Raw genomic sequence first — 14,426 nt, forward strand, 5'->3', positions numbered from 1 at the left:
GGGAAAGACGAATGGCTTCTAGCATCGGCGCATTATGGTACCAATACGGTTAAATTTCGGGCTGCTATCCGAGACGCCCGAGTGCTGGAAAGTTTTCGAGCAGCCAGTAGGCCATCACCTGCACGCCACCGGTCAGGAAAAAGACGCCGGCAACAACCAGCAGCGCCCCGATTACCTTCTCGACCCTACCCAGATGAACACGGAACCTGCCCAGGAAGCGCATGAACGCCCCGGAAAACAGCGCGGCAATCAGGAACGGAATGCCTAGGCCGAGCGAATAGGCGGCGAGCAGCAACGCGCCTTCGCTCACGGTCTCGCGTCCACCCGCCAGCGTCAGGATCGGGCCGAGCACTGGGCCGATGCAAGGCGTCCAGCCAAAGGCGAAGGCAAGGCCCATGACATAGGCGGCGACCGCGCTGGCCGGCTTGCCCTGCGACTGGAAACGCGCTTCGCGCGACAGGAGCGGAATGCGCAGGACACCCAGGAAATTCAGGCCCATCAGAATAATGAGGGCGCCGGCGATCATCGCCAATGGCTCCTGGTAGACGCGCAGCAGCCGTCCGATCGTCGAAGCGCCGGCGCCCAATGCGATAAAGACGGTGGAGAAGCCAAGGACGAAGGCGACGGAGGCAGCGATCAACGCGCCGCGGGCTCCGGCCTTGGCCGCGACACCGGCATTGCCGCGGAAATCGTCAACGGAAACGCCGGCCATGTAACACAGGTAAGGCGGGACGAGCGGAAGCACGCATGGCGACAGGAAGGAGATGGCCCCTGCCCCGATCGCGCTGAGATAGCCGACATCCAACGCCATGTTTAATGCTCCGTCCGTTGCGCAGCAGGATATAGCCTCGCCAGGGCCAGGGCTCCAATCACCATTGTGTGGCAAGTCAGCGCAGAACGGTTTTGTCAGCGATGACGAAATCGTGAGGCAAGGAAACCGTGAGAAAGCGGATTGCAGATGCTCTCTGCCTGCCGGCGCCTTTGGCATACCCCTCGGGTCGGGACTTCGAACTCGCAATGGACAACAGTTCCTGTTGCAGTTCTGTCCGTCGCAAGATCGCGGCCCCGAGTCGACAGGACCAAAGTCGCCATATTGACGGACTGTCCATGCGCACCTCGGGTAGCAGAAGATCGCCCTTCAAATACGTGAGTTACGCCCTGCTCGACATATGCAATTTGAGGCGACCTCTTGACCGGACCGAAAAGCACGGCCATGTGACGGGCGGATTTTTCAGCTTCCGGCGCTCCATTTTCTGGTTTGACGCCGCACGGGAACGCAGCCGCTCATGGACATCGTCGTCGTCGAGTCGCCGAACAAGGTTAAAAGCATCAACAAGTATCTTGGCCGGAACTACAAGGTTCTGGCCTCCTTTGGTCATGTCCGTGACCTGCCCGCCAAGGATGGTTCGGTGAAGCCCGACGAGGATTTCGCCATGTCCTGGGCAGTCGACACGGCTTCGGCCAAACGACTGACCGATATCGCCAAGGCCGTGAAAGAAGCCGACGGCCTGATCCTCGCAACCGATCCGGATCGCGAAGGAGAAGCCATTGCCTGGCACGTTCTGGAAGTCCTGAAGCAGAAGAAAGTGCTGAAGGACAAGCCGGTCAGGCGCGTCGCCTTCAACTCCATCACCAAACAGGCAGTGCTCGATGCGATCGCCAGCCCGCGTGAGATCGATCCGCCGCTGGTGGACGCCTATCTGGCGCGTCGTGCCCTGGACTATCTGGTCGGCTTCACGCTTTCACCGGTCTTGTGGCGCAAACTGCCGGGCGCCCGTTCCGCCGGACGCGTGCAGTCGGTGGCGCTGCGTTTCGTCTGCGATCGCGAGGCTGAAATCGAACGCTTCGTTCGCGAGGAATACTGGCAGATCGCCGCCATTCTCGGCACGCCGCGCAATGATAGCTTCGAAGCCAGGCTGACGGTCTATGAAGGCAAGAAGCTGCAGAAGCTCGACATTTCCTCGCAAGTCATGGCCGACGACATCAAGGCGATGCTGGAAGGCGCATCCTTCCGCGCGCTCTCGGTCGAAGCCAAGCCGACCAAACGCAATCCTGGACCGCCGTTCACCACCTCGACGCTGCAGCAGGCCGCCTCGTCACGCCTCGGCTTCTCGGCCCAGCGTACCATGCAGGTTGCCCAGCGCCTCTACGAAGGCATGGACATTGGCGGCGAGACGGCCGGCCTGATCACCTATATGCGTACCGACGGCGTCCAGATGGCGCCCGAGGCGATCTCGGGAGCCCGCGACACCATCGCCAAGGAATTCGGCGCCAGATATCTGCCCGAAAAGCCGCGTCACTACACGACCAAGGCCAAGAACGCGCAGGAAGCCCACGAAGCGATCCGCCCGACCGATTTCAACCGCACGCCGGCAGAGATGCGCAAGTATCTCGATGCCGACCAGGCGCGGCTCTACGAAATCATCTGGCAGCGGGCGATCGCCAGCCAGATGCAGCCGGCCGAGATCGAGCGCACCACGGTCGAGATCGAAGCACGCAATGGCGCGAAGGTCGCCGGCCTGCGCGCGGTGGGTTCCGTCACCCGCTTCGATGGCTTCATCGCAGCCTATACCGACCAGAAGGACGAGGATTCGGAAGACGAGGAAAACCGCCGTCTGCCGGAAATCCGCGCCGAGGAGACGCTGAAGCGCGAGCAGATCAGCGCCACGCAGCACACGACCGAGCCGCCGCCCCGCTACTCCGAAGCATCGTTCATCAAGAAGATGGAAGAGCTCGGCATCGGCCGTCCCTCGACCTATGTCGCGACGTTGAAGACGCTGGAAGACCGCGACTACATCAAGATCGAGAATCGCAAGCTGATGCCTCAGTCCAAGGGCCGGCTGGTTACCGCCTTCATGGAGGGCTTCTTCGAGCATTATGTGGAGTATGACTTCACCGCCTCGCTCGAGGAGAAACTCGACGAGATTTCCGACGGCAAGCTCGCCTGGAAGGACGTGCTGCGCGATTTCTGGAAGGATTTCTCCGGCGCTGTCGACGGCATCAAGGAATTGCGCGTCACCGACGTGCTCGACGCGCTCAACGAAGAACTGGCGCCGCTGGTCTTCCCCGAGCGCGAGGACGGCTCCAATCCGCGCATCTGCCCGAAATGCGGCAACGGCAACCTTTCGCTGAAGCTCGGCAAATTCGGTGCATTCGTCGGTTGTTCGAACTATCCCGAATGCGGCTACACCCGCCAGCTCGATGGCCAGAACGGCAATGGCGAGAATGGCGCGGTCGAAGACGGCACCAAGCTGCTCGGCAAGGATCCGTATACCGCTGAGGAAATCACGCTGCGCTCGGGGCGTTTCGGCCCCTACGTGCAGCGCGGCGAAGGCAAGGATGCCAAGCGCTCCAGCCTGCCCAAGGGCTGGACGGCAGCGACGATCGATCACGAGAAGGCGCTGGCCCTGCTGTCGCTGCCGCGCGATGTCGGCCAGCATCCGGAGACCGGCAAGATGATCTCGGCCGGCCTTGGCCGTTACGGCCCGTTCGTGCTGCATGACGGCACCTATGCCAACGTTGAAAGCATCGAGGACGTGTTCTCCATCGGCCTCAACCGCGCCGTATCGGTGCTCGCTGAAAAGCAGTCGAAGGGACCAGGCGGACGCAATGGCGGCACGCCGGCAGCGCTGAAGGATCTAGGCGAACACCCTGCTGGCGGCGGCAAGATCACGGTGCGTGACGGCCGCTACGGTGCCTATGTCAATTTCGGCAAGATCAACGCGACCCTGCCCAAGGGCAAGGACCCGCAGACAGTGACGGTGGACGAAGCCGTCGCGCTGATCGCCGAGAAGGAAGCCAAGGGCGGTGGCGGCAAGAAGCCGTTCCGCGGCAAGAAGAAGGGATAGGGCATTGGCGCGCAGGATCTCCGGACGAAGCCATGGCGATCCCCGCGCTGCCGATACCCGCCGGGGGACACGCGATCAGTATCGCCCCTCGCGTGACGAGATTCTGCGTTACATCGCGGAAAACCCAGATCGCTCCGGCAAGCGCGAAATCGCCAAGGCCTTTGCCTTGCGCGGCGACGATCGCGCCTGGCTGAAGGACCTGCTTCGCGACCTGCAGGATGAGGGCCTGCTGGAAAAGACGCGCAAGCGACATATTCGCCCCGGAGCGCTGCCTCATGTCGCCGTGCTCGACGTGATCGGACGTGACAGTGAAGGCGGTCTCGTCGGCCGGCCTGCGGAGCATCAGGGCAATGGCGAGCCGCCGGTGGTTTCGATCCGCGTCTCACGTAGCGGTCCCGTAGCCGGCATTGGTGACCGGGTGCTTGCCAAGACCTTCCCGACCGACGATCCGGCTGGCCCCGCCTACACCGCGCGCATCATGAAAGTGTTCGAGAAACGCAAGGACGCCGTGCTCGGTGTCTTCCGTATCTTGAAGGATGGCACATTCCGTATCGAGCCGGTGGAGCGGCGGCAACCCGAACTCATCGTCGACCAGGAATTCCAGAACGGCGCCCGCAATGGCGACCTTGTCGAGGTCGAACCGTCGCGTGCCGGCCGCTACGGCCTGCCGCGGGCGAAAGTGCTGGCCGTCCTGGGTTCGCTGACCAGCGAAAAAGCGGTCTCGATGATCGCCATCCACGCGCACGACATCCCGCATATCTTCCCGCCCGACGTGCTGGCCGAGGCCGAGGCCTTGAAGCCGGTGACCTTGCAGGGACGCGAAGACTGGCGAGACTTGCCTCTGGTCACCATCGATCCGGCGGACGCCAAGGATCATGACGACGCGGTCTACGCGTTACCGGACACGGACGAAAACAATCCTGGCGGCGTGGTGGTGACGGTCGCCATCGCCGATGTCGCGACCTATGTACGGCCGAATTCGGCGCTCGATCGCGAAGCCCTGAAGCGCGGCAACTCCGTCTATTTCCCGGATCGCGTCGTGCCGATGCTGCCAGAGCGCATTTCGAACAATCTCTGTTCATTGCGCGAGGGCGAGGATCGCCCGGCTATCGCCACGCGCATGACCTTTTCGGCGGAAGGACGCAAGATCCGTCACAGCTTCCACCGCGTCATGATGAAGTCGGCTGCCAAGCTTGCCTATCCGCAAGCACAGGCTGCCATCGACGGAGCGCCCGACGACAAGACAGGCCCGCTCCTGGACAGCGTGCTGAAACCGCTATGGGATGCCTATGCGGTGCTGAAGCGTGGCCGCGATGCCCGCCAGCCGCTGGAACTCGACCTGCCGGAGCGCAAGATCCTGCTCAAGGAGGACGGCACGGTCGACCGCGTCATCGTCCCGGAGCGGCTGGATGCGCACAAGCTGATCGAAGAGTTCATGATCCAGGCCAATGTCGCGGCTGCCGAAACGCTGGAAGCCAAGAAGCAGCCCCTGATCTACCGCATCCACGATGGCCCGACACTGGCCAAGCAGGAATCGCTGCGCGAATTCCTGCAGACGCTCGGCCTGTCGCTGGCGCGTGGCGCGCAGATGCGTCCGAGCCAGTTCAACGCGATCCTCGAACGCGTGCGCGGCGCCGACAACGAGGCACTCGTCAACGAGGTTGTGCTGCGCTCGCAGAGCCAGGCCGAATACAACCCCGACAACATCGGCCATTTCGGGCTGAATCTGCGCCGCTACGCGCATTTCACCTCACCGATCCGTCGTTATGCCGATCTGATCGTGCACCGCGGGCTGATCGCGGCGCTTGGCCTGGGGCCGGACGGCCTGACCCATGGCGAAGAAGAAAGGCTTGCCGAAACCGGAGCGTTGATCTCGGCGGCGGAACGCCGCGCCATGGCCGCGGAACGCGAAACCGTCGACCGCCTCATCGCAGCCTATCTGGCCGAGCGCGTCGACGAGCGCTTCGACGCCCGCATCTCCGGTGTCGCGAAGGCAGGACTTTTTGTCCAATTGCCACAATTTGGCGCAGATGGTTTTATCCCGGTGTCATCACTGGGTGACGATTATTATATATTTGATGAAACGGCGCGTTCGCTTTTCGGGGAACGCAGCGGCAAGGGATATCAGCTTGCGGACCGTGTTGAGGTCCGTCTTGTCGAAGTGGCGCCGCTGGCTGGCGCAATGCGCTTCGAAATGCTGAGCGCACCGAAACCACTGCCTGGCTCGAAACGGTCGTTTCACAAGGCAAAGGGCCGCGCCCGAGCCTCGCAATCGCGTTCTGGACCGCGCGGCAGGAGACGATGATGCAACAGCAGGTTTTCGGCGGCGAACAGCATTCCGGCAGGGCAACGCGCCCGCTGTGGACAGCGATGAAGCGTGGTTTCCTGTGCCGCTGCCCCAACTGCGGCGAAGGCAAGCTGTTCCGCGCTTACACCAAGACCTTCGACCATTGCGAGGCCTGTGGTGAGGAATTCCACCATCACCGCGCCGACGACCTGCCGGCCTATCTGGTGATCGTGATCATCGGCCATGTCATCCTCGGCGGTTTCATGGGCGTCGAAGCGACCTCGACGCTGACCATGTGGCAGCACCTCGCGATCTGGGCGCCACTCACGATCATCATGTCGCTGGCGCTTTTGCAGCCGATCAAGGGCGCCGTGATCGGTCTGCAGTGGGCATACTACATGCATGGTTTCGGCGGTGAGGTCGATCACATCGAAGGTCATCCCGAGACCTGACCTTGCGGCTGGTGCAATGCACCGGCCCAGACCACCCCTTTAATTTGACATGAGTTTCCGCTAGGTGGGTCACATGCAAGGGATGACCAAGGCGGAAGTCGACAAGGCTGAGCGCAACGAATCCGCGCTCGGAGATGGGCCAAAACGTCCGCGCGACGCCGCGACGCTCATTCTGCTCGACCGTAAGGGCGACGACTTTCGCGTGCTCATGGGCCGGCGCCACGCGGCACACGCCTTCATGCCCGGTAAATTCGTCTTCCCCGGGGGCCGCACCGACCCTGCCGACAGCCGCGTTCCAGTTGCGACCGGCCTGCATCCCGAAGACGAAACCAAACTGACGGCTCGCGCCGGCCGCACCGGCCCCACCCGCGCCCGCGCCATTGCCTTGTCTGCGATCCGCGAAACCTATGAAGAGGCCGGACTGCTGATCGGCCGGAAGGGTTCCCTCGCCACAGGCAAGCGCGACTGGCAGGGGTTCGTCGAACATGGCGTGCAGCCTTCGCTGGAAGCCGTGCGCTTCATTGCCCGCGCAATCACCCCGCCCGGGCGCGTCCGCCGCTTCGATACCCGTTTTCTCGCGGCCTGGCGCGACGACGTCGCGGTTGCTTTGCCCAACGGCCCGACCAACGAGCTTGAAGAACTTGTCTGGCTGCCACTGGCCGAGGCAAGGAAAGCCGATATCCCGACGATTACGCGAACGATCCTGGACGAGCTGGAAAAGCGGCTCAGTGACGATCCGCTGCTGCGCCCCGGCGGGGCGGTGCCTTTCTATCGGATGCTCCACAACCGCTTCGTGCGCGACGTTCTCTAAGACAAAATCAGGTTGGCATGACGGACGAAACCATGGCGCAAGACGAGGAGCGCGTACATTGGCTGCCGATGATAGCAGCCATTTCCTCGATCAGCGTCGTGGGCATTGCCATCGGTCTCGGCATGCCGCTGCTCAGCGTCATCCTGGAATCACGTGGCCATTCAGCTTCGATGATCGGCCTGAACACGGCGGTCGCCGGTCTCGCGTCGATCGCTGGAGCACCCTTGGCGACGCCGATCGCCACCCGCCTCGGCGTCGCCTGGGCCATGCTGATCATGATCGCGGCAGGCGCGCTGGCCTTCGTCGGCTTCCATTTCGCGCCGTCGTTCTGGATGTGGTTTCCATTGCGTATCGTGCTTCACATCGCGCTGACGGTGCTTTTCATCCTGTCGGAATTCTGGATCAGCACGTCCGCCCCGCCAAAGCGCCGCGGGCTGGTACTCGGCATCTATGCCACAGTGCTTTCACTGGGTTTCGCCGCCGGGCCGTGGCTGTTTTCTCGCATCGGCAGTACTGGCTTCCTGCCTTTCGGCGTCATCATCGTGCTGGTCGCCGTGGCAGCCATCCCGGTTCTCGCCGCGCGCAAGGAAAGCCCGCCGATCCGGCCGGAGGGCGAAGAAACCAGCGGCTTCCTGCAATACATCTGGCTGGTTCCGACCGCCACGGCTGCCGTCCTGGTGTTCGGTGCGGTCGAGACCGGTGGCTTTGCGCTTTTTCCGATCTATGGCAACCGCATCGGCTATTCGGAGGCCGACGCGGCGCTGCTGCTTACCATGATCGGCCTCGGCAACGTGCTGTTGCAGATCCCCATCGGCATGGTGAGCGATCGTGTCGGTGACCGTCGCTACCTGCTACTGGCCTGCGCCGCCGTCGGATTGATCGGAACGCTGGTGATGCCCCACCTGGCCTCGAACTGGCACCTCATGGCAGGACTTCTTTTCGTATGGGGCGGTGTGGTGGCCGCGCTCTATACTGTTGGCCTCGCCCATCTCGGTTCGCAGCTTTCAGGCCACGAGCTGGCCTCGGCCAATGCCGCCTTCGTCCTCTGCTACGGCGTCGGCATGGTGCTCGGCCCGCAGGCCATCGGCCTCGGCATGGATGCCTTCGGGCCGTCCGGCTTCGGCGGTGCGCTGTCCCTGTTCTTCGGCGCCTACATCCTCCTGGCGGTCGGACGCCTTGTCCTCAAATCAGGCAGAGGCTGACGCATCTCAGGCCGCAAGCGGCCGCGCCTTCAGCCACAGGAACAACGGAATGCGATCCCAGTTGCGCATGGTAGCCCATTGCGGCCCGGTGTCAGGCTTCGGTTCCAGCAACGAGGTGATGGCGAGCCCGGCACCTTCCAGCGCCGCTACATAGTTCTGCAACGGTTGCGACCAGCCGGCGAAACGCATGCGCAAGCCGTCGCGCTCCTCAGTGCCTTCAAAGCGCTCGCGGCCGAAATAGCTGCCGTCGACCACGAACGGTGCTTGCGGACGCTCGCGGTCGAAACGGCCGCGATCGGCAAAGGGATGCACGATCGAGACAAACAGCGTGCCGGACGGACGCAGAACACGCCGCATTTCCTTCACGGCGACGGGCACATCGTCAAGATCCATCAAAACGTTGTAGGCCATGACGAAGTCGAAGCTGGCCGCTTCGAAAGGCAGAGCCGTGGCAGGCGCGACCTCATAGCGGTCTGCCGAATCGACCTCCCTGGCGGCGGCAACGAAAACTTCGACCGTATCCGTCGCGGTCACGCGATAGCCGCGTTCCTTGAGCAAGCGCGAAACCCTGCCCTCGCCGCAGCCGACCTCCAGCGCATCGCCGGTGCCTTTGCCAACAAATTCGGACAAGGCAGGCCGATAGGCCCAGAAGGCATCATGGCTGGGTGCGCGGGCCCACTCGATCCACTCGGAAGCGACATCGGACCAATGATCGTGGTCTCTCCTGGTGCCGGACATGGCGGGCTCCGTGTTTCGAAACGAAACGGGCCTGATGGCTCATTCACCGGGCTCGTACAATGTCCAACTCGGGCCCGTTCATGTTCCAGCCATCGAGCGATGCGCAATTCGGGAAGCGGCACTTCGTACTTGCGAGCCGACGGCGGTCTCTCAATCGCCGGGTTTCTTCTTGCCGGTCAGCAGGGCGTAGACCGCCATCGAGTGACCGTGACCGAGATCATAATCCGTCTTCAACCATTCGATGATCTGTCCGGCCTTGATGCCCGGCTTCAGCTTCCCGCCTTCCGAAAAGCCTCTGGCGTCGGCGAGGCGCATCAGATCGTCCGGTCCCTGGCCCGTCTTGTTCTTGATCGTATCGAGATAGGCCTGGAAAGACATGAAATTCTCCGGTTGTTGAGAGGCCGGAATATGAGGCGTTCGCCAGTCTGCCGCAACGCCCGCGATCCTAAAGCCGCCTAAATCGCGGCTCGGTGCGATTTCGGCGACGGATTGCCGCTGCATAGCCTGCCAGGGTTGTGTTCCTGCCAGATTGCTGTATAGACGCGCGCAATCTGCCGGTCCCAGCTGGGGGCTGAACGGAGGGCCGGAGGTTCTTCAGAGAACCGCCGTGTGGAGCGAAAACGCTTCCGCCTCCCGTGTCTCCGCTCTCGACCGTCTCGTCGTGCTCCTTTCTTCTCCGCGTCGCGGATAAAGAGAAGTTGCAGAGGCTTTAGCCGCCGGGAACCGGGAGAGAAACGAAGAAAGGCAAGACAAATGGCTCTTTACGAACATGTGTTCCTTGCCCGGCAGGATCTGTCGCAGCAGCAGGTCGATGAGCTCGTTGAACGTTTCAAGGGCGTCATCACCGCAGGCGGCGGCTCGGTTGGCCGGGTCGAGAACTGGGGACTGAAGTCCCTCACCTACCGGGTCAAGAAGAACCGGAAGGCTTACTACACGCTTATGGACCTGACCTGCCCACCGGCAGCGCTCAGCGAAATGGAACGCCAGATGGGTCTGTCGGAAGACGTCCTGCGCTTCCTGACCATCAAGGTCGAGAAGCACGAGGAAGGCGTTTCGGCAATGATGCAGAAGCGCGAAGAGCGCTCCGAGCGTGGCGGCTTCGGCGACCGTGACCGCGGTGACCGTGGTCCACGTTCGTTCGGCGACCGCGGCGATCGTGGTCCGCGCTCGTTCGGCGACCGTGACGGTGGCGATCGTGGCCCGCGTCCGCAGCGCAGCTTTGAAGGGGGTGCAGAATAATGGTCGACATCAACCAGATCCCGACCCGGCGCCCGTTCCATCGTCGCCGCAAGACCTGCCCGTTCTCCGGCGCCAATGCCCCGAAGATCGACTACAAGGACGTGCGTCTGCTGCAGCGCTACATTTCCGAGCGCGGCAAGATCGTGCCGTCGCGCATCACCGCCGTCAGCCAGAAGAAGCAGCGCGAACTCGCCCAGGCGATCAAGCGCGCCCGCTTCCTCGGCCTGCTGCCCTACGTGGTCCGCTAAACAGCTTACCCGCGGGCAGCAATGCCCGCGGGTTTTCTCCGGCAGTGATGGGCACAGCCGGTGATATCCAAATCCCAAGTTGGGCCTGGCCCTAACTGCCTCGACAGGCAGGACAGCGAAACCGGCGCCAAGGCGTCCTTCTCTTCCTGACTGTCTCCCGAACAGCGTCGATCGCGACGCAGATGGAGAAAACAATGGAAGTCATTCTTCTCGAACGTATTTCCCGCCTCGGCCAGATGGGTGACACCGTCAAGGTCAAGGACGGCTTCGCCCGCAACTTCCTGCTGCCGCAGGGCAAGGCGCTGCGCGCCAACGAAGCCAACAAGAAGAAGTTCGAAGGTCAGCGCGCCCAGTTGGAAGCCCGCAACCTCGAGCGCAAGTCCGAAGCCCAGCAGATCGCCGACAAGCTCGACGGCAAGAGCTTCATCATCGTGCGCTCGGCCGGCGAAACCGGTCAGCTCTATGGCTCGGTCTCGACCCGCGATATCGCCGATCTGCTGACCGCCGAAGGCTTCTCGGTTGCCCGCAACCAGGTCGAGCTGAACCACCCGATCAAGACCATCGGCCTGACCAATGTGGCGATCGCGCTGCATCCGGAAGTCGAAGTCACCGTGACGCTCAACATCGCCCGTTCGTCCGAAGAGGCCGAGCGTCAGTCCAAGGGCGAGACGCTCACCACTGCCGAAGCCATCTATGGCGACGACATCAACGAAAACGCCCGTCCGGACAGCTTCTTCGATCCGAACGCCGATTTCGAAGGCGAAGAAGAGAACGCCTGATCTTTTAGAGACCTGTCATAAAGCCAGTCTTGCTACTGGATCAAGAAACCGGGCCTGGCGCCCGGTTTTTTTATGCCAACGGAACTTTTCGACGCTTCCGCCTTTTTTGAGGGATTGGACAGCACTGCTGTCACTATCGTTCTTTGAGGGCACGTCATGAATGTTTTTCTGGAACGCATTGCCGAACGCGTTGTTCGCAGAGGCAATCTGACCATCACCGGGCCAAATGGGGCGACCCGGACTTTCGGCGACGGCAGCGGCCCGAAAGTGCATATGGTGATCCATACGCGCCACGCGGAGCGCGCCATCACCCTGCACCCATCCCTGGCCATTCCCGAAGCCTTCATGGAAGAAGAACTCGACTTCGTTGAAGGCGACGTGCTCTCGTTCCTCCATCTCGTGTATCAAAACACTGGCATTTCCTGGATCGAGTCGACCTGGGGCAAGCTGGTCAACTCGGCGAGGCTGACCATCCGGCCGCTGCAGCAGCTCAACAATGCCCGCCAGTCGCGCCGGAACGTCGCGCACCACTACGACCTGTCGGGTGATCTCTACAAACTCTTCCTCGATACGGACATGCAGTATTCCTGCGCCTATTTCGAACGGCCGGACATGACGCTGGAGGAAGCGCAGCTTGCCAAGAAACGGCATATCGCCGCCAAGCTGAAAGTGCGGCCCGGCCAGACCGTGCTCGACATAGGTTCGGGCTGGGGCGGCCTCGGCCTCTACATCGCGGAGGCCTTTGAAGCCGATGTGCTGGGCGTCACGCTCTCCACCGAGCAGCATCAGGTTTCCACCGACCGTGCGCATGCCCAGGGCCTCGACCGGCACGTGCATTTCGAACTGCGGGATTATCGCGACCTGTCCGAGCGTTTCGACCGCATCGTGTCCGTCGGCATGTTCGAGCATGTCGGTGTCAACCACTACAAGACCTTCTTCGACAAAAGCGCGAAACTGCTGAAGCCGGACGGCGTCATGCTGCTTCACACGATCGGTCGGACCGGGCCTGCCACCACCACCAATGCCTTCATCCGAAAGCATATTTTCCCCGGCGGCTATATCCCGGCGCTTTCGGAGATGATGCCGCATATCGAGCGCTCGGGCCTGGCGGTCACCGACGTCGAGATCCTGAGGCTGCACTATGCCGACACGCTGAAGCACTGGCGCGAGCGCTTCCTCGCCAACCGTGACAAGGTCAAGGCGATCTACGACGAGCGCTTCTGCCGCATGTGGGAGTTCTACCTGTCCGGTTCCGAAGCGTCCTTCCGCTGGCAGGATCTCGTCGTGTTCCAGATCCAGCTCACGCACAAGAACGACGTCCTGCCCATGACGCGCGACTATATCAGCAAGTGCGAAAAGGCCCTGGAAGTAAGGGATGCGCCGCAGAAGCCGCTGTTCGCAAAGCCGGCGCGGCGCCGCAAGGTCAAGGAATAGGGGCGAGATCCAGCCGGGCGTTTTGCCGGACTGGTCCATGGCCATCGAGATGGATTAAGAGAGGAGGATGAACATCCTCCTCTTTGTTGTCGCGGCTGTCGCCGAAATCGCCGGCTGTTTTTCATTCTGGGCCTGGTGGCGTCTGGAGAAATCACCGTTGTGGCTGCTGCCGGGCCTCGCCTCGTTGATTGCCTTCGCGTGGCTGCTGGCGCTGGCGCCGGTCGACGCCGCCGGACGCGCCTATGCGGCCTATGGCGGCATCTACATCGCCGCATCCCTGCTCTGGCTATGGCTCGCTGAAGGCGTTCGCCCCGATCGCTGGGATGTTGTCGGTGCCGCGATCTGCATGGCGGGAGCGTCGGTGATCCTGTTCGCACCGAGGAGCGTCTAGGCATGGAACTGCCCGCACCGCTGCGGCAAGCCGTCGAGCAACTGCTGGACAACGTGCCGCTGGCAACCTTGAAGCAGGCTTCCCGGACGCTGTCCGACCGCTACCGTGCGGAAGTACGCGATGGGCGTCTGCATATGGGTGATGACGTTGCCGCCAAGGCCTATCTCGCCACCCGCCTGCCGGCCACCTATGCGGCTGTCCGCACCAGCCTCGAGGTGCTTGCACACACCTTGCCGGATTTTGCCCCCAGGACGATGCTCGACATCGGCGCTGGACCCGGCACAGTGTTGTGGGCAGCCGCCGACCAGTGGACTTCGATAGAATCGGCAACATTGCTGGAAGCCAGCAATGCCGCCCGCAAGGTGGGGCAAACGCTCGCGGCAGGCATCGATGTGCCGCAAGTGCACTGGCAGGCCGGCGACCTCACCATCGATCTGGCCGAGATGCCGGCCGCCGACCTCGTCACCATGGCCTATGTCATGGATGAAATCGCTCCGGCGTCACTGTCTCGGCTGATCGAACGCCTCTGGCAGTTGACCGCCGGCACGCTGCTCGTCGTCGAACCGGGCACGCCCGCCGGCTGGCAGCGCATCCTGCATGCCAGAGCCCAGCTGATCGAGATCGGCGCTTCTGTCGCCGCGCCCTGCCCGCACCACGCGCCCTGCCCCCTGGCCGCGCCGGACTGGTGCCATTTTTCGCGACGTGTCGCCCGCTCCCGCCTGCACCGGCTGGCCAAGGATGCCGAAGTGCCCTGGGAGGACGAGAAGTTCATCTATCTCGCCGCATCCCGCACACCTCGGATCGCGCAGGAAGCCCGCGTGCTGGCGCCGCCGAGAGCCGGCTCGGGCAAGGTCGCACTCAAGCTGTGCCAGCCTGGCGGCATTGTATCGGAGCGGCTTTTCACGAAACGCGACGGCGACATCTTCAAGGCAGCGCGCCGGCTGGATTGGGGTGATACGCTCGACCTCGAATCTGCCTGACCGCGCCAATAGTTCTT

14 protein-coding genes are annotated in these 14,426 nt (G+C 62.7%); 11 read left to right on the forward strand and 3 right to left on the reverse strand.

Annotated elements, in window-relative coordinates:
* Positions 1-64: 64 nt before the first annotated feature.
* Complete coding sequence (locus ACFWYE_RS07175; protein WP_379072772.1) at positions 65-811, reverse strand: cytochrome c biogenesis CcdA family protein; 747 nt, start codon at positions 809-811, stop codon at positions 65-67.
* Positions 812-1,286: 475 nt separating this feature from the next.
* Between ACFWYE_RS07175 and topA the strand changes: the two genes are divergently transcribed.
* The 5 genes from topA to ACFWYE_RS07200 all read left to right on the forward strand — a co-directional run bounded on the left by topA (position 1,287) and on the right by ACFWYE_RS07200 (position 8,600).
* Entirely contained in the window at positions 1,287-3,848 is a 2,562-nt protein-coding gene (topA, locus tag ACFWYE_RS07180; RefSeq protein ID WP_379110455.1) for a type I DNA topoisomerase, read from the forward strand.
* A gap of 4 nt (positions 3,849-3,852) precedes the next feature.
* Positions 3,853-6,153 (forward strand): ribonuclease R, encoded by a 2,301-nt coding sequence (rnr, locus tag ACFWYE_RS07185; protein ID WP_379110457.1) that lies wholly within the window; start codon positions 3,853-3,855, stop codon positions 6,151-6,153.
* Positions 6,153-6,587 (forward strand): DUF983 domain-containing protein, encoded by a 435-nt coding sequence (locus tag ACFWYE_RS07190; protein ID WP_379110458.1) that lies wholly within the window; start codon positions 6,153-6,155, stop codon positions 6,585-6,587. The genes rnr and ACFWYE_RS07190 overlap by 1 nt, the downstream gene beginning before the upstream one ends.
* A gap of 73 nt (positions 6,588-6,660) precedes the next feature.
* The gene (locus ACFWYE_RS07195) at positions 6,661-7,398 is read left to right on the forward strand and encodes an NUDIX hydrolase (RefSeq protein ID WP_379072778.1); all 738 of its coding nucleotides are present in this window, start codon (positions 6,661-6,663) and stop codon (positions 7,396-7,398) included.
* A gap of 17 nt (positions 7,399-7,415) precedes the next feature.
* The gene (locus ACFWYE_RS07200; protein WP_379072779.1) at positions 7,416-8,600 is read left to right on the forward strand and encodes an MFS transporter; all 1,185 of its coding nucleotides are present in this window, start codon (positions 7,416-7,418) and stop codon (positions 8,598-8,600) included.
* Positions 8,601-8,606: 6 nt separating this feature from the next.
* On the opposite strand, the gene ACFWYE_RS07205 is transcribed toward ACFWYE_RS07200, so the two are convergent.
* Together ACFWYE_RS07205 and ACFWYE_RS07210 are read right to left on the reverse strand one after the other, a co-directional pair.
* Complete coding sequence (locus tag ACFWYE_RS07205) at positions 8,607-9,338, reverse strand: class I SAM-dependent methyltransferase (protein WP_379110460.1); 732 nt, start codon at positions 9,336-9,338, stop codon at positions 8,607-8,609.
* A gap of 150 nt (positions 9,339-9,488) precedes the next feature.
* A complete protein-coding gene (locus tag ACFWYE_RS07210) occupies positions 9,489-9,716 on the reverse strand; it encodes a DUF4287 domain-containing protein (protein ID WP_379072783.1) in 228 nt (75 codons plus the stop codon).
* A gap of 375 nt (positions 9,717-10,091) precedes the next feature.
* Between ACFWYE_RS07210 and rpsF the strand changes: the two genes are divergently transcribed.
* The 6 genes from rpsF (at position 10,092) to ACFWYE_RS07240 (ending at position 14,409) form a co-directional block, all read left to right on the forward strand.
* Complete coding sequence (gene rpsF, locus ACFWYE_RS07215) at positions 10,092-10,577, forward strand: 30S ribosomal protein S6 (protein ID WP_101934856.1); 486 nt, start codon at positions 10,092-10,094, stop codon at positions 10,575-10,577.
* Entirely contained in the window at positions 10,577-10,825 is a 249-nt protein-coding gene (gene rpsR, locus ACFWYE_RS07220; protein WP_024923879.1) for a 30S ribosomal protein S18, read from the forward strand. Before rpsF ends, rpsR begins: the two co-directional genes overlap by 1 nt.
* 194 nt (positions 10,826-11,019) lie before the next feature.
* Complete coding sequence (rplI, locus tag ACFWYE_RS07225) at positions 11,020-11,604, forward strand: 50S ribosomal protein L9 (protein WP_379072785.1); 585 nt, start codon at positions 11,020-11,022, stop codon at positions 11,602-11,604.
* A gap of 156 nt (positions 11,605-11,760) precedes the next feature.
* Complete coding sequence (locus ACFWYE_RS07230; protein WP_379072787.1) at positions 11,761-13,038, forward strand: class I SAM-dependent methyltransferase; 1,278 nt, start codon at positions 11,761-11,763, stop codon at positions 13,036-13,038.
* 67 nt (positions 13,039-13,105) lie between these two features.
* A complete protein-coding gene (locus ACFWYE_RS07235) occupies positions 13,106-13,429 on the forward strand; it encodes a YnfA family protein (protein ID WP_379072789.1) in 324 nt (107 codons plus the stop codon).
* 2 nt (positions 13,430-13,431) lie between these two features.
* Complete coding sequence (locus ACFWYE_RS07240) at positions 13,432-14,409, forward strand: small ribosomal subunit Rsm22 family protein (RefSeq protein ID WP_379110463.1); 978 nt, start codon at positions 13,432-13,434, stop codon at positions 14,407-14,409.
* Positions 14,410-14,426: the final 17 nt, after the last annotated feature.

Origin of the sequence: Mesorhizobium sp. NPDC059025 (assembly GCF_042739655.1) — a bacterium.
Lineage (GTDB): Bacteria > Pseudomonadota > Alphaproteobacteria > Rhizobiales > Rhizobiaceae > Mesorhizobium.